This is a genomic window from Actinoplanes teichomyceticus ATCC 31121, assembly GCF_003711105.1.
GTDB classification, from domain to species: domain Bacteria; phylum Actinomycetota; class Actinomycetes; order Mycobacteriales; family Micromonosporaceae; genus Actinoplanes; species Actinoplanes teichomyceticus.
This window is the reverse complement of record NZ_CP023865.1, coordinates 1,811,197-1,826,360: the sequence shown is the minus strand read 5'-3', so window position 1 is coordinate 1,826,360 and position 15,164 is coordinate 1,811,197. Positions and strand designations below refer to the sequence as shown.

Genomic DNA, 15,164 nt, shown 5'->3' with positions numbered 1-15,164 from the left:
CTCAGCTCCTGGTCTGCTCCAGCCAGCTGGCGTAGAGCCGGGCGTAGACCGAACCCTCCTGCGCGACGAGCTCGGCGTGCGGGCCGCGTTGCACGACGCGGCCCGCGTCGACCACGATCACCTCGTCCGCGGACTGCGCGGTGGACAGCCGGTGCGCGATCGCGACCGTGGTCCGGCCGCGGGTGACCAGGTCCAGCGCGTGCTGCAGGCGCACCTCGGTGGCCGGGTCGACCGCGCTGGTCGCCTCGTCGAGCACCAGCAGGTCGGGGTCGGCGACGTACGCCCGGACCAGCGCCACCAGCTGCCGCTCGCCCACGCTGAGCGCCTCCCCGCGCTCCCCCACCGGGGTCTGCGGCCCCGCCGGCAGGCCGGCCAGCCAGTCCGCCAGTCCCAGCTCGGCGAACGCCGCCAGCAGCTGCTCGTCGGTGAGCGACGGCTCGGCGAAACGGATGTTCTCCGCCACCGTGGCGTCGAACAGGAAACCGTCCTGCGGCACCATCACCACCCGCGACCGCAGCGAGGAGAACCGCACCGAGGTCAGCGGCGTGCCCGACAGCAGCACCTCACCGTGGACCGGGTCCATCAGCCGGGTGAGCAGCTTGGCGAAGGTGGTCTTGCCGCTGCCGGTCTCGCCCACCACCGCATACCTGCGCCGGGCCGCGAGCGTCAGGTCGACCCCGGAGAGCACGACCGGGCCACCCGGATAGCGGAACGACACGTCGGCGAAGCGCACCGACAGCGGCCCCTCGGGCAGCGGCACGCCACGCTCGTCGGGGTCGGCGACGTCCGGCTCGACGTCCAGCACGTCGAGGATCCGGCGCCAGCCGGCCACCGCGTTCTGCGCCTCGTTGAGCATGTCGGTGGCGATCTGCACCGGCTGGATGAAGAGGGTGACCAGGAACAGGAACGCGGTCAGCCGGCCGACGGTGAGCCCGCCGCCGGCGCCCAGCCAGACCCCGGCCACCACCACTCCGGCCATCGCCAGCCCGGCGCCGATCTCGCCGCTGGAGAAGCTGGTCACGCTGGTCCGCAGGGCCCGCTGCTGGGCCACCCGCAGATCCTGGATCGAGGTGTCCAGCCGGGCCTGGGTACGCCCGGCCACCCCGTACGACCGGATCACCGTGGCGCCGACCACGCTCTCCGCGATGGCGCCCAGCATCACCCCGGTGCGTTCGCGGACCGCCCGGTAGACCGCCGCCAGCCGCTTCTGGAACAGCCGGATCACCCCGACCGCCGGGCCGAACGCGATCAGCACCACCAGCGCCAGCTGCCAGGAGTAGACGAACATCACCGCGGCCGAGACCAGCAGCTGGCCGGAGGCGAGCAGCAGCTGCACGCCGCCGGTCTGCAGGAACTGCGATATCTGGTCGACGTCGCTGGTCACCCGGGACACCATCGAGCCGCGCCGCTCGGACTGCTGGTGCAGCATGGACAGGTCGTGGATGTGCCGGAAGGTCCGTGACCGCAGCCCGCCCAGCGCGGTCTCGCTGACCGTGAACAGCCGGCGGGTCATCAGGTAGCCGCACAGGGTGGAGATCAGCAGCGCGCACAGGGTGACCGCGACGATCCGCAGCACCACGCCCAGGTCCGGGCCGCCGGCCGCCCGGATGCCGTGGTCGATGCCCTGCTGCACGGCGATCGGCACGGCGACCCGGCCGGCCATCTGCAGCACGGCCAGCACGATCGTGCCGCCCAGCCCGGCGCGCAGCTCCGGGGAGAGCGCCAGCCCGCGCCGGATGGTGGCCAGGGTGCCGTCGCCACTCATCCGTGCTCCGCCTTCTCGTACGCCGTGACCAGGTCCCGGTAACCCGGCTGGGTGGCCATCAGCTCGGTGTGCGTGCCGGTCGCCGCGACCCGCCCGCGTTCCAGGTAGACCACCTCGTCGGCGAGCGCGATGGTGGCCCGCCGGTACGCCACCACCAGGACCGACGCTCCGGCGTCCGCCCCGCGCAGCGCGCCCAGGATGGCCGCCTCCACGCGCGGGTCCACCGCGCTGGTGGCGTCGTCGAGCACCAGCAGCCGGGGCCGGCCGGCCAGCGCCCGGGCCAGGGTGAGCCGCTGGCGCTGCCCGCCGGAGAGCGAGGTGCCGCGCTCGCCGACCGCGGTGTCCAGGCCGTCCGGCAGGCCGTCGACGAACCGGTCGGCCTGGGCCAGGGCGAGCGCCGCGCGGACCGCGCCGTCGTCGATGCCCGGCCGGTCCAGGGCGATGTTGCCGCGGATCGTGTCGTCGAAGACGAACGGCACCTGCGGGACCAGCGCGGTCGCTCCGGCCAGCGCGGCGAGCGACAGGTCGGGCAGTTTCACGCCGTCCACGCCGACCGTGCCGGACTCCGGGTCGACCAGGCGGACGGCGAGCGAGGCGATGGTCGACTTGCCCGAGCCGGTCGCGCCGACCAGGGCCACGGTCCGGCCGGCCGGCACGGTGAAGCTGACGTCCTGCAGGACCTGCGGGCCCTCGGCGTACCGGTAGCAGACCCGGTCGAAGCGCAGCTCGGCCGGCCCGGCGCCGGGCAGCGTGCCCTCGCCGTAGGCGAGCTCGCCCTCGGCGCCGAGCACCGCCTGCACCCGGTCCCAGCCGGCCACGCTGCGCGGCAGCTCGGCGACCACCCAGCCGATCGCGCGCACCGGGAAGGCCAGCACGGTGAACAGGAACGCCACGCTGACCAGGTCGGCCACCTCGATCGCGCCGTTGCGCAGCCGCCAGGCGCCGAGCAGCAGCACGGCCAGGGTGCCGAGGCTGGGCAGGCTGTCCATCAGCGGGTCGAACAGGCCGCGCAGCCGGCCCACCGCGACCAGCGAGTCGCGCAGCTCGTCGACGAAGACCCGGAAGCGGCGTGACTCGTCGGCCTCCCGGCCCATCGTCTTGACCACCAGCGCGCCGTCGAAGCTCTCGTGCGCGACCGCGCTGACCTTGGCCCGGGTCTGCTGCGCCCGGATCTGCCGCGGCGACATCCGGCGCGAGTAGACCAGGTTGAGCCCGAACAGCGCCGGGAACAGGGTGGCGCCGACGAGTCCGAGCACCCAGTCGGTGACGAACAGCGAGACCAGCGCGGCGATCAGCATCACGATGGTGCCCACCGCGAACGGCAGCGGGGCGATCGGCACCCAGGTGGCCTCCACGTCGGAGTTCGCGTTGGAGAGCAGGGTGCCGGTGGCGTGCCGCTGGTGCCAGGCCGGCGGGAGCGAGAGGTAGCGCCGGGTGACCGCGCTGCGGTACCGCGCCTGGAGCCGGAACTGCATGAACCCGGCGCCGAGGCGCCGGCCGAAGATGCTCGCGACGCGCAGGCCGCTGATCCCCAGGAAGGTGGCGGCGACCAGCGCGAGGTCGGCGGCATCGACCCGCCGCGAGGCGAACGCCGGCTCGACGACGTGGCCGACGACCCACCCCACGACGTACGAGTTCGCAATGATCAGCAGGCCGAAGAGGCTGCTGCCGATCGCGCCCACGGTGAAGAGGCGTGGCTCCGTGCGGATCGCGTGGCCGAGCACCCGCAGACCGCGTCCCAGCACGTCGCGGCTGGCCCTGCTGCTCACATTCCTACCTGACTGGTAAGTGTTAGCCGGTGGGTCCGGCCTTACCGGTCCATCCTGCCGAACCGATGGCCGTCCGCCCCACTGTTTACCTTGTGGTCACGATTACACCGCGGACGCGGGCGCCGGCGCGGGAATCGGACAGCGGATCCGGGTCCGGGCGGCTAGGCTGCCCGCCGCATGACGATCGATGAGCGGGGCGCGGCCGCGAGCGGCACGGTGCCGGGCGGGGCGCGACGCGCGCTCGCGCCGGTTACCGGGAGCCGGTGATCCTGCATACCATCGGGCGATGAACGACTACGCCCGCCGGGAGCGCCAGTCGCTCGCCGACCTGCTGCTGAGCGAGGGTCCGGACGCGCCGACGCTGTGTGCCGGCTGGACCACCCGGGACCTGGCCGCCCACCTGGTGATCCGGGAGCGCCGCCCGGACGCGGCGGCCGGCATGTTCGTTCCCGCGCTGCACGCCTACGGCGAGCGGGTGCGGCTGGCCCGGGCGGCGCTGCCGTACCCGGAGCTGATCGATCAGGTGCGCCGGCCTCCGGTGTGGAGCCCGGTGAGCAACCCGCTGTTCGACGGGCTGGCCAACACCATGGAGTTCTTCATCCACCACGAGGACGTGCGGCGCGCCGCCCAGCGGTGGGAGCCACGGGTGCTGGCGGCCGGGCACCAGGCCGCGCTGTGGCGCAGCGCCCGGCTGACCTCCCGGCTGGCGCTGCGCCGGCTCGGCGTGCCCGGCGAGGTGACCGCGACCGGCTTCCCGCCGGTGCGCACCGGCCCGGCGCCGCAGGTGCGGATCACCGGCGACGCCGGGGAACTGGTGCTGTTCTTCTCCGGCCGGCAGCGGGCCGCCCGGGTGCGGATCGACGGCGACCCGGCGGTGACCGAGCGGCTGCGCGGCGCCAAGCTGGGTTTTTGACGACCCGGCGGTGACCGAACGGCGGCGCGGCGCCAAGCTGGGTTTTTGACGACTCGGCGGTGACCGAACGGCGGCGCGGCGCCGACCTGGGTTTCCGACGGTCCGGCCGGAGGTTGCCCGGCGGCCCGGATTGGACCAGCCAATCCGGGCCGGATTGGACCGGACGCCCGGGCCATTGTCGATCTAGGGTTCGGTGTCATGACCGCCCGACTCTCCATCGCCCAGGGCGCCGCGCTCTCCATCGGCGCCGTCCTGGGCACCGGCCTGATCTCCATGCCCGCGCTGGCCGCCGCGGCCGCCGGCCCGGCCGCGCTGCTCGCCTGGCTCGCCCTGATCCTGCTCTCCGCGCCGCTGGCCTGGACGTTCGCCGCGCTCGGCGCGCGGTACCCGGACGGCGGCGGGGTGGCCACGTACGCCGGAATGGCCTTCGGCCGGCGGGCCGCCGCCGCGGTCGGCTGGTGCTTCTACTTCGCGGTGCCGCTGGGCGCGCCGGTCGCCGCCGCGTTCACCGGCGGGTACGTCGCGGACGCGTTCGGCGGCGGCCGCGCCGCCGAACTGCTCACCTTCCTCGCCGTCGTCGCGGTGGCGTACGCGATGAACTGGTTCGGCCTGCGCGTCTCCGGCCGGGTCCAGCTGGTGCTCACCGGCGCCCTGGCCGCCCTGCTGGTGCTGACCGTGCTGGCCGCGCTGCCGCACCTGGACCGGGCCAACCTGACCCCGTTCGCCCCGCACGGCTGGTCCGGGGTGGGCGCCGCGGCGGCCATCCTGGTCTGGGGGTTCGCCGGCTGGGAGGCGCTCTCCTCGCTGTCGGCGGAGTACCGCGACCCGCGCCGGGACGTGCCCCGCGCCACGCTGATCGCGGTCGCCGTGGTCGGTGTCCTCTATCTGGCGGTGGCCGCGGTCAGCGTGCTCGCCCTGGGCCCGGCGCTGGCCGGCAGCCGGGCGCCGCTGGCCGACCTGCTGGCGATCGGCCTGGGCGGTCCGGTCCGCACGCTCACCGCGGTGGTCGCGGTGGTGCTCACGCTCGGCGCGGTGAACGCGTACTTCGCCGGGGCCAGCCGGCTCGGGGCGGCGCTGGCCCGGGACGGCGCGCTGCCGGCCCGGGTGTTCGGGGGCCGGCGCCGCTCCCTCAGCTTCATCTTCGCCGCCAGCATCGGGTGCGCGCTGCTGCCGATCGGCCTGCACACCTCGACGCTGCTGGTGACCGGCTGCTTCACGCTGGTCTACGTGCTGGGCACGGCGGCGGCCCTGCGCCTGCTGCCGCGCGGCTGGTCGCGGGTGGTGGCCGGGGTGGCGTTCGTGGCGGTCAGCGTGCTGCTCTGGCTGAACGGGCCGCCGGCGCTGCTGAGCCTGGTCTTCGCCGCCGGCGCGCTGATCTACCAGGCGGTGTCGAAGCGGCCGGGCCGGAACCGCCGGGCGGCGTCAGAGGAGCCCGGCCAGGACCGCCAGCCCCTCGTCGACGGTGACCGGATCGACCGCCCCGAAGCCCAGGACGATACCCGGCCGGTCGCCGCCGTACCGGGGCAGGTCCTCGATCGCTAGGCCACGCGCCGTGGCCTCGGCGAAGATGTCGGCGGGTCCGCGCAGCAGCGCGGTCACGTGCAGCCCGGCCGCCGAGGGCAGCACCGTCAGCCGCGGCATCCGGCGCAGGGCGGCGACGATCCGGGCGTGCCGGGCGGCGTACTCCCGGCGGGCCCGGCGCACGTGCCGGGCCAGCTGGCCCTCGTCGATGAACCGGGCCAGGGCGGCCTGCGTCGCCAGGTGGCCGTGTCCGTCGCCGAGCTGCCGGGCCGCGGCCAGCGCCGGGCGCAGCGCGGGCGGGGTGAGCAGGAAGCCGGTACGGACGGCCGGCAGCATGATCTTGGAAAACGTCCCCACGTAGAGCACCCGCCCGCAGCGGTCCAGCGCGCGCAGCGGCTCCAGCGGCCGGGCGCCGAACCGGAACTCGCTGTCGTAGTCGTCCTCGACGATCGCGCTCTGCCGCCGCCGCGCCCAGTCCAGCAGCTGCCGGCGCCGGTCCAGGCTGAGCACCGGGCCGAGCGGGAACTGGTGCGACGGGGTGACGTAGACGATCCGGGCGTGTGCCGGCAGCCGGTCCACGACCAGGCCGTGCTCGTCCACCGGCACCCCGGTCACCCGGGCGCCGAGCGACAGAAACAGGTCACGGGCCGGCGGGTAGCCGGGCTCCTCGACCGCCACCACGTCGCCGGGGCGCAGCAGCACCCGGCCGATCAGGTCGAGCGCGTGCTGGGCGCTGTTGGTGACCAGCACGTCGTCGGCGGTGGCCGGCAGTGAGCGGGCGTAGCCCAGGTAGCGGGCGATCGCGGCGCGCAGGGCCGGATGGCCGTACGGATCGGCGTACGTCCCCGGGCCGTGGGCACGCAGCCGCAGCTCCGCCGTGACCATCCGGCGCCAGGTGTCGAACGGGAACAGCCGCGCGTCCGGGATGCCGACCCGGAAGTCGTACCGTGGCGGCGGCTGCGCCCCGCTGGTCGGCACCGGCGCGAAGGTCCACCCGGCGCGCGGGCGCAGCGGGTCCGGAACCGATCGCGGCGCCTGCCGCGGCGAGCGGGTCGGGGCCACGAACGTCCCGGCGCCGACCCGGGCGGTCAGGTGCCCCTCGGCCACCAGCCGCTCGTACGCCCCGGCCACGCTGCCGCGCGACACGCCCAGGTCGGCGGCGAGCGCCCGGCTGGCCGGCAACCGGTGCCCGGCCGGCAGCCGCCCGTCCACGATGGCCGCCCGCAACGCCCGGTACACCGCCGCCGTCGTCCCGCCGGAGCCCGCGCCGGCCTCGATCACCAGATCCACGGCCCCGACGGTATAGACAATCCGATATAGCCGGAGCTCGTGACCGTGCGCTTACGCTCAGGCCGGAGCATTCAGCGGGGAGCGGAGGAGATCGGCATGGCGATCCGGCGTGGTGGATTCCGGGCAGCGGTGGTGCTGGCCGTGGCGGCGGGCGCCGCATTCCTGGCGGCCGGCCCGGCGGCGGCCGCGGCCAAGGGCCCCGAGGCGTCCCGGCCACATCCGGGCGGCGTCTCGCTGCTGAACCCCGGCGGCGGCGTGTCCCTGCTGGAGCCCGGCAGCGGCGTGTCCCTGCTGGAGCCCGGCAGCGGCGTGTCGCTGCTGACCCCGGGCAGCGGCGTCGCGCTGCTCAGCGGGGGCGCCGGCTGAGAAGTTCCGCCCGGGTGACGAAGGAGTCCGCGCCGACCGGTCGGGTGCAGGCGTACCCCCCGGCGATCACCCCGTCGGTGAGACAGTCGCCGTCGCCGCGCCCGGCCGTCCAGGCGGCCAGGAAGGCGGCGGCGAACGCGTCCCCGGCCCCGTTGGTGTCCACGATCGGCGCTCCCGGGTCCACCGCGTCCCGGTGCGCCGTGCCGTCCCGGGTGACCAGGTCCGCCCCACCGGCGCCGTGCGTCACCACGACCCGCGAGGCCACCCCCTCGGCGAGGATCCGGCCGGCCGCGCCGGGGGCGAGCTGCACCGCGCTGACGAACACCAGGTCGGCGCCGAGGGCGAAGTCCCGGTGGTACGGATTTTCCCCGTCCCAGTCGTGCAGGTCGGTGGAGACCGTCACGCCCGCCGCGCGCAGCTCGGGCAGCAGGTGCCGGGCCCAGTCCATGATGGTGACGTGCACGTGGCGGGTCCCGGGCGGCAGCGGTGTGTACCACCGCCGCGCAAGCCGGTAGCCGGGGACGTCCCGGCCGTCGTACAGGGACAGCCGCCGCCCGTCCGGGCTCATCAGGTTGACCGCCCGCCGGGTCCCGGCCGGGGCCGGCGCGGCCCGCAGCGGGATGCCCCACTCGCGGAACGCCGCGGTCACCCGCCGGCCCGGCTCGTCGTCCCCGACCGTGTCGACGACCACCACCGATTCGCCCAGCGCGCGCAGCCCGAGCGCGACGCAGACGCCGGTGTGCGCGACACGGTCCTCGATCGGGCCGCGCGGGCGGGCCGAGTCGGCGCCGGTCACCGGCAGGCCGGCCACCGGTACCACGGTGTCGACACCGGTCCCGCCGATCACCACGAAAGTCATGCCGACAAGGTAACGACTAGGATTGACGCCAGTTGTCGGGGCACTCTAGCCGTGTCACCGCCCGCGCATTACTCTGCGGTAACACTGACGTTACGTCCCCCCGTTCAGGTTTAAGGCGGCGCCTGATGGCTCTAGAGGTTCCCTACCGGTCGATCCCGGACATGCTCTTCCAGCGGGTGGCGAAGACCCCGGACGCGCCGGCGTTCGCGGGCCCCGACGCCACCGACACCGGCATGGACTGGTTGACCTGGCGCCAGGTGGGTGAGCGGGCCACAGCCATCGGGGCCGGGCTGCGCGAGCTCGGCGTCGGCCTGGAGGACCGGGTGGCCATCCTGTCCGGCACCCGGCTGGAGTGGGTGCTGGCCGATCTCGGCATCAACGTGGCCGGCGCCGCCGCCACCACGGTCTACCCGACGACCGAGCCGGAGGACACCACGTTCATCGTGGCCGACTCCGGGTCGAAGGTGCTGATCGCGGAGAACCCGAAGCAGGCGTTGAAGATCGCCGGCGCGGAGACCAGCGTGACCAAGGTGGTGCTGATCGACGGCCCGGCCGATGCCGGCGCCACCCCGCCGCAGATCACCCTGGCCGAGCTGGAGGAGCTGGGCGCCGCCGCGCTGCGGCGCACCCCGAGCCTGATCGACGACGTGGTGGCCCAGCTCGGTCCGGAGCACGTCGCCACGCTGATCTACACCTCCGGCACCACCGGCCGGCCCAAGGGCGTCGAGCTGCTGCACCGCGGCTGGACCTGGGAGGGCGTGGCCCAGGACCACCTGGGGCTGTTCTCCCCCACCGACCTGCACTACCTGTGGCTGCCGATGTCGCACGCCTTCGGCAAGACGCTGCTCTGCGGCATCCTGCACGTCGGCGTCCCGACCTACGTCGACGGCCGGGTGGACAAGCTGGTCGACAAGCTCGGGTCGGTCCGGCCGACGCTGATGTGCGCCGCCCCGCGGATCTTCGAGAAGGTCTACAACAAGACGGTGACCAGCGGCCTGGCCGGCGGCGGGCTGAAAGCCAAGATCTTCACGTGGGCGGTGGCCACCGGCAAGCAGAAGGTCGCGCTGGAGCAGGCCGGCAAGCCGGTCGGCGCGGCGCTGCGGGCGCGTTACGCGGTCGCCGAGCGCCTGGTCTTCAAGAAGCTGCAGGACCGGCTGGGCGGCCGGTTGCGCGTGCTGGTCAGCGGCTCGGCCGCGCTGAGCCGGGACATCGCCGAGTTCTTCGCGGCGGCGAACCTGCCGATCCTGGAGGGCTACGGGATGACCGAGGCCTGCGCGGCGAACTTCGTCAACCGCCACGGCCGCCTCAAGATCGGCACGGTCGGTGAGGCGATCGGCGACCTGGAGGTCCGCATCGACGCCGACGGCGAGGTGCTGATGCGCGGCGCGCCGGTGATGCGTGGCTACCACAACCTGCCGGAGGCCACCACGGAGGCGTTCACCGAGGACGGCTTCCTGCGCACCGGCGACATCGGCGAGCTGGACGCGGACGGCTTCCTGACCATCACCGATCGCAAGAAGGACCTGGTCAAGACGTCCGGCGGCAAGTTCATCGCGCCGAGCGCGATCGAGGGCGCGTTCAAGGCGGTCTGCCCGTACACGTCGCAGGCGATCGTGATCGGTCAGTCCCGCAACTTCGTCACCATGCTGATCTCGCTGGACGAGGACGCCATCGCGGCCTGGGCGGCCGGCGGTCCGCTCGCCGGCAAGAGCTACGCCGAGATCGTCGCCGCCCCGGAGACGCACGCGCTGGTCGAGGGGTACCTCGCCGAGCTGAACAGCAAGCTCAACCGGTGGGAGACGGTCAAGAGGTTCACCATCCTGCCGCGCGACCTGAGCATCGAGGCCGGTGAGATCACCCCGTCCATGAAGATCAAGCGGCGCAGCGTCGAGACGAACTTCGCCGAGCAGATCAACCGGATGTACGAGGGCTCGCTCGCCCAGATCTGACCGATTCCGACCGGAGAGCCGCCGCCCCTGGGGAGGCGGCTCTCCGGCGTTCGGCCGGTTTTCCGGTACGGACCGGGAGTGCTCGTCATACGTTGAGCACATGCCGATCCGTACGATCACCGTCCCGGTCAAGGACCTGGACGCCGCCAAGGCCCTCTACGCCGAACTGCTGGCCACGCCGCCCTACGTCGACCAGCCGTACTACGTCGGCTTCCGCCCGCAGGGCGGCCCCGAGCTGGGCCTCGACCCGCACGGCGACGTCGCGGCCGGCCCGGTCGTCTACTGGCACGTCGAGGACATCGCCGCCGCGCTGGCCACCCTGGTCGCGGCCGGCGCCACCGAGGAGCGCGCGGTCCACGACGTCGGCGGCGGCGCCCTCACCGCGACGGTGCGTGACGCCGACGGCAACCTGCTCGGCCTGTTCCAGAGCGCGCCCTAGGCGATCACCGCGGGGCTGCGCCACGGGCGGGGCGCCCGATCCAGATCATGCCGCACCGAGGCGATCCGGCGGACGGCCTCGGTGAGGTCGTCGGCGGCCAGGGTGAACGGCAGCCGCAGGAACCGTTCCAGCGTGCCGTCCAGACCGAACCGCGGTCCCGGCGCCAGCCGCACGCCGACGTCCTCCGCGGCCCTGGACAGCGCGCTGGAGATCGGCCCGTCCAGCTCCACCCAGAGCGTCACCCCGCCGCCCGGGACGAAGAACCGCCACTCCGGCAGCTGCTCGCGCAGCGCGGTGACCAGCGCGTCGCGGCGGAACCGCAGCTGCGCGCGGCGGGCCTCGACGATCTCCGGGGCCAGACGCAGCAGGTGCACGGCGACCAGCTGCTCCAGCACCGGGCTGGCCATGTCCACACCGACCCGGATGGCGGCCAGCCGCTGCACCATCGGTGCCGACGCGCGCACCCAGCCGATCCGCAGGCCACCCCAGTACGGTTTGCTCATCCCGCCGATCGACATCACCCGGGAGTGCCGATCGAAGACCGCCACCGGCGGCGGCATCTGCGGATCGTCCAGCGGCAGGTCCACGAAGGACTCGTCGACCACCAGCTCGGTGCCACCGGCGTGCGCGGCGGCCACCATCCGCTCGCGCAGCTCGGCCGGCATCAGGTGGCCGGTCGGGTTGTGGAATTCCGGGATCATGTATGCCAGCCGCGGCCGGGTCTGCCGCAGCGCGCCGAGCAGCATCTCCCCGTCCCAGCCGGTCGCGGTGTCCATGCCGTGCGTGCTGATCCGGGCCCGCCGGGCGGAGAGCGCGGCCAGCGCGTTCGGGTAGGTCGGGGTCTCCACGAGCACCGGCGCGCCGGCCGGGACACTGAGCCGCAGCACCAGGTCGAGGGCCTGCTGGGTGCCGCTGGTGACGAGGATCTGCTCGGCGCAGGTGGGCACGCCGCGGGCGGTGTAGGCGGCCGCCACCGCGTCACGCAGCTCCGGCAGGCCGGTCGGGTGGTATCCCGCGCTGCCCAGGTAGCGTGGCAGGTCGTCGGCGGCGGCGCGGGCGGCCGGCACCAGCTCGACCGGAGCGGCCGAGGCGGCCACCCCCATGTCGATCATGTCGAGGTCGTCGTCCGGGGTCCACAGGCCGGAGGTGGCCACCCGGTGCCCGGTGGGCAGGGTGGTCCAGCTGCCGGCGCCGCGGCGGCTGGTCAGGTGACCGGTCTCGCGCAGCGCCCGGTACGCCGCGGACACCGTGGTCCGGCTGACCCCGAGCGACTCGGCCAGCTCCCGTTCGGCCGGCAGCCGCACCCCGAGGGCGAGCCGCCCGTCGGCGAGCAGCCCGCGCACCGCGGCGGCGAGCGCGGCGTAGTCGGGGCTGCGGTGCCGGCCCGGCAGCGAATGCCACCGGCCGAGCAATCGAGCCAATTGGTCCCCACGAACCGACGTTGTCATAGCCACCTCCCGGCGATTGGCACTTTAACACCGCCGAATTGGCATCAAGAGTGGCCACATGATCTTGGTTCAACGCGTCACCCGCCTCCTGCTCGGTCTGGTCCTCTACGGCGGCAGCGTCGCGCTGATGGTGGAGTCCGGGCTCGGCCTCAACCCGTGGGACGTGCTCCACCAGGGCCTCTCCGAGGTGACCGGGATCAGCTTCGGCTGGGTGGTGCTGCTGACCGGCATCCCGGTGCTGCTGCTGTGGATCCCGCTGCGGCAGCGGCCCGGCGTCGGCACGGTGGCCAACCTGGTGCTCGTCGGCCTCACCGCGGACGTCGCGCTGGCCGCGCTGCCGGCCGGCACGACGATCGCGGCCCGGGTCGGCTACCTGGTCGGCGGCATCCTGCTGAACGGTTTCGCGACGGGGCTCTACATCGGCAGCCGGATGGGGCCCGGACCCCGGGACGGCCTGATGACCGGGCTGGCCGCGCGGTTCCCGAGGGTGCCGCTGCGGGTCGTCCGGACCGGGATCGAGCTGCTGGTGCTCGGCGCCGGGATGCTGCTGGGCGGCACGGCCGGGGTCGGCACGATCGCGTACGCGCTGGCGATCGGCCCGCTCACGCACCTGTTCCTGCCCCGGTTGACGGTCGCCGCGCACGCTCGGCCGCCGCACGCCGACGCGGTGCCCGCACGCTGAGACAGAGCAACCCCGATGTGTCCGCTATGCCAGGGAAAGGCGGGAGAATCCGGCTTTGCGAGGCGTCATCGGCCGGTGATCATCCGGACACAATCGCTTCCCGCCGTGCCGACGGCACGGCATCATGGCGACATGGGGGACGGTGACTGGAACTGGAACGACGCGTGGATCTTCGTCTCCGCGGTCATCGCCGAGCGACTGGAGCGCGACCGCGCGCTGCACGCCGCGTTGCCGATGACCGGAGCGACGCTCGCCGATCTGCTGGCCGCCGCCGACTTCCTGCACCACGGCGTGCCGAGCCGCGCCGACCTCGAGGAGGCGGTCCGGCGGCTGGCCGGCGCCGGCCTGATCACCGTGGCGGACGACGTGATCGAGGTCGCCCCGGCCGGTGAGCAGCTGTGGCGGACGCGGCCGTTCAGCGGCCTGTCGTCCGCGGTGATGACCCTGCAGGCGCAGCTCAACCGGGCCGCCGAACCCGGCTGGACGGATTGGAGCCTGGACGAGGCCACCTACACGGCCGCCGTCCGGGAGTACAGCCTGCGGCTGGCCGACGGCCGCTGACCGGGCGGCTCCGGTACGCCCGCCCCGGCCCGGCGGGACGGCACGGGGCGTGGCGTGGCGTGGCGTGGCGCGAGCCTGCGGGCGGGACTCCGCCGGTCGTACGGGAAATCGTCAGCGGACCGGCTGGCCGGCGCCGCGCAGGGTTTCCTTGACCTCGCCGATGGTCAGCTCGCCGAAGTGGAACACGCTGGCCGCCAGCACCGCGTCCGCGCCCGCCTCGATCGCCGGCGGGAAGTGCTCGACCGCGCCGGCGCCGCCGCTGGCGATCACCGGGATGTCCACGGCGGCACGCACCGCGCGGATCAGCTCCAGATCGAAACCGGCCTTGGTGCCGTCGGCGTCCATCGAGTTCAGCAGGATCTCGCCGGCGCCCAGCTCGGCGACCCGGGCCGCCCACTCCACCGCGTCCAGCCCGGCGCTGCGCCGCCCACCGTGCGTGGTGACCTCCCAGCCGGACGGCTGCCCCGCCGCCCGGCGCACGTCCAGGGACAGCACCAGCACCTGGTTGCCGAACCGCTCGGCGATCTCCCGGATCAGCTCCGGCCGGTTGATCGCGGCGGTGTTCACCCCGACCTTGTCGGCGCCGGCGCGCAGCAGGACGTCCACGTTCTCCGCCGAGCGCACCCCGCCGCCCACGGTGAGCGGGATGAACACCGTCTCGGCGGTACGCCGCACCACGTCGAGCATGGTGCCCCGGTCGTCGGACGAGGCGGTCACGTCGAGGAAGGTCAGCTCGTCGGCGCCGGCCGCGTCGTAGGCCGCGGCCAGATCCACCGGATCGCCGGCGTCCCGCAGGTCGACGAAGTTGACGCCCTTCACCACCCGCCCGGCGTCCACGTCCAGGCAGGGGATGACCCGCACCGCGACCGTCATGCCAGCGCCTCGAGGGCCTCGCGGACGGTGAAGGCGCCGGCGTACAGCGCCTTGCCCGCGATCACGCCCTCCACCCCGATCGGCTCCAGGGTGGCCAGCGCGCGCAGATCGTCCAGGGTGGAGACGCCACCGCTGGCGATCACCGGCCGGTCGGTGGCGGCGCACACCTCACGCAGCAGGTCCAGGTTCGGGCCGCGCATGGTGCCGTCCTTGGTGATGTCGGTGACCACATACCGAGACGCGCCGGCTTTGTCCAGGCGGGCCAGCACCTCGTACAGGTCGCCGCCGTCGCGGGTCCAGCCGCGCGCGGACAGGGTGCGGCCGCGCACGTCCAGGCCGATGGCGACGCGGTCGCCGTACTCGCCGCAGATCCGGTCGCACCACTGCGGGTCCTCCAGCGCGGCGGTGCCGATGTTCACCCGCTGGGCGCCGGTGGCCAGCGCCCGGGTCAGCGACTCGTCGTCGCGGATCCCCCCGGAGAGCTCCACCTTCACGTCCAGCTGGGCCACCACGCGGGCGAGCAGGTCGGCGTTCGAGCCGCGGCCGAACGCGGCGTCCAGGTCCACCAGGTGGATCCACTCGGCGCCGTCGTTCTGCCAGGCCAGAGCGGCCTCCAGCGGGTCTCCGTAGGCGGTCTCCGAGCCCGCGGCGCCCTGGACCAGGCGGACCGCCTGACCGTCCGCGACGTCGACGGCGGGCAGCAGTTGCAGTGTCACGTGGATCTTCTCC

At 74.2% G+C, this 15,164-nt stretch carries 14 protein-coding genes; 7 read left to right on the top strand and 7 right to left on the bottom strand.

The genetic code is table 11. From position 1 onward, the window contains the following. Position 1: 1 nt before the first annotated feature. Positions 2-1,765 carry an ABC transporter ATP-binding protein gene (locus tag ACTEI_RS08345; RefSeq protein WP_122977119.1) on the bottom strand — a complete coding sequence of 588 codons (1,764 nt, stop codon included), beginning with the start codon at positions 1,763-1,765 and terminating at the stop codon, positions 2-4. Continuing rightward, positions 1,762-3,534 carry an ABC transporter ATP-binding protein gene (locus ACTEI_RS08340; protein ID WP_187645894.1) on the bottom strand — a complete coding sequence of 591 codons (1,773 nt, stop codon included), beginning with the start codon at positions 3,532-3,534 and terminating at the stop codon, positions 1,762-1,764. The genes ACTEI_RS08345 and ACTEI_RS08340 overlap by 4 nt, the downstream gene beginning before the upstream one ends. A gap of 286 nt (positions 3,535-3,820) precedes the next feature. Here ACTEI_RS08340 and ACTEI_RS08335 point away from each other — a divergent pair, with 286 nt between their 5' ends. Together ACTEI_RS08335 and ACTEI_RS08330 are read left to right on the top strand one after the other, a co-directional pair. Beyond that, complete coding sequence (locus ACTEI_RS08335) at positions 3,821-4,447, top strand: TIGR03085 family metal-binding protein (RefSeq protein ID WP_122977118.1); 627 nt, start codon at positions 3,821-3,823, stop codon at positions 4,445-4,447. A gap of 198 nt (positions 4,448-4,645) precedes the next feature. Further along, positions 4,646-5,989 carry an APC family permease gene (locus ACTEI_RS08330; RefSeq protein ID WP_122977117.1) on the top strand — a complete coding sequence of 448 codons (1,344 nt, stop codon included), beginning with the start codon at positions 4,646-4,648 and terminating at the stop codon, positions 5,987-5,989. Here the strand turns inward: ACTEI_RS08330 and pdxR are convergent. Beyond that, complete coding sequence (gene pdxR / locus ACTEI_RS08325; protein WP_122977116.1) at positions 5,870-7,258, bottom strand: MocR-like pyridoxine biosynthesis transcription factor PdxR; 1,389 nt, start codon at positions 7,256-7,258, stop codon at positions 5,870-5,872. The two genes, ACTEI_RS08330 and pdxR, sit on opposite strands and share 120 nt — an antisense overlap. A 96-nt stretch (positions 7,259-7,354) precedes the next feature. Here pdxR and ACTEI_RS08320 point away from each other — a divergent pair, with 96 nt between their 5' ends. Further along, complete coding sequence (locus tag ACTEI_RS08320) at positions 7,355-7,624, top strand: hypothetical protein (RefSeq protein WP_122977115.1); 270 nt, start codon at positions 7,355-7,357, stop codon at positions 7,622-7,624. Here the strand turns inward: ACTEI_RS08320 and ACTEI_RS08315 are convergent. Next, a complete protein-coding gene (locus tag ACTEI_RS08315; RefSeq protein ID WP_122977114.1) occupies positions 7,605-8,483 on the bottom strand; it encodes a PfkB family carbohydrate kinase in 879 nt (292 codons plus the stop codon). The genes ACTEI_RS08320 and ACTEI_RS08315 overlap by 20 nt on opposite strands. 125 nt (positions 8,484-8,608) lie before the next feature. On the opposite strand from ACTEI_RS08315, the gene ACTEI_RS08310 reads away from it, so the two are divergent. After that, positions 8,609-10,432 carry an AMP-dependent synthetase/ligase gene (locus tag ACTEI_RS08310; protein WP_122977113.1) on the top strand — a complete coding sequence of 608 codons (1,824 nt, stop codon included), beginning with the start codon at positions 8,609-8,611 and terminating at the stop codon, positions 10,430-10,432. Between the two features lie 100 nt (positions 10,433-10,532). Beyond that, a complete protein-coding gene (locus ACTEI_RS08305) occupies positions 10,533-10,871 on the top strand; it encodes a VOC family protein (protein WP_122977112.1) in 339 nt (112 codons plus the stop codon). Here ACTEI_RS08305 and yczR read toward each other — a convergent pair. Then, a complete protein-coding gene (yczR, locus tag ACTEI_RS08300; protein ID WP_122977111.1) occupies positions 10,868-12,319 on the bottom strand; it encodes a MocR-like transcription factor YczR in 1,452 nt (483 codons plus the stop codon). The two genes, ACTEI_RS08305 and yczR, sit on opposite strands and share 4 nt — an antisense overlap. A 58-nt stretch (positions 12,320-12,377) precedes the next feature. Here yczR and yczE point away from each other — a divergent pair, with 58 nt between their 5' ends. Beyond that, on the top strand, positions 12,378-13,001 hold the full coding sequence (gene yczE, locus ACTEI_RS08295) for a membrane protein YczE (RefSeq protein WP_122977110.1): 624 nt from the start codon (positions 12,378-12,380) through the stop codon (positions 12,999-13,001). A 132-nt stretch (positions 13,002-13,133) separates the two neighbouring features. Next, entirely contained in the window at positions 13,134-13,562 is a 429-nt protein-coding gene (locus tag ACTEI_RS08290) for a hypothetical protein (RefSeq protein WP_122977109.1), read from the top strand. Between the two features lie 111 nt (positions 13,563-13,673). Here the strand turns inward: ACTEI_RS08290 and hisF are convergent, their stop codons facing one another. Together hisF and priA are read right to left on the bottom strand one after the other, a co-directional pair. Then, positions 13,674-14,435 carry an imidazole glycerol phosphate synthase subunit HisF gene (hisF, locus tag ACTEI_RS08285; protein WP_122977108.1) on the bottom strand — a complete coding sequence of 254 codons (762 nt, stop codon included), beginning with the start codon at positions 14,433-14,435 and terminating at the stop codon, positions 13,674-13,676. Beyond that, positions 14,432-15,151 (bottom strand): bifunctional 1-(5-phosphoribosyl)-5-((5-phosphoribosylamino)methylideneamino)imidazole-4-carboxamide isomerase/phosphoribosylanthranilate isomerase PriA, encoded by a 720-nt coding sequence (priA, locus tag ACTEI_RS08280; protein ID WP_122977107.1) that lies wholly within the window; start codon positions 15,149-15,151, stop codon positions 14,432-14,434. The genes hisF and priA overlap by 4 nt, the downstream gene beginning before the upstream one ends. Positions 15,152-15,164: the final 13 nt, after the last annotated feature.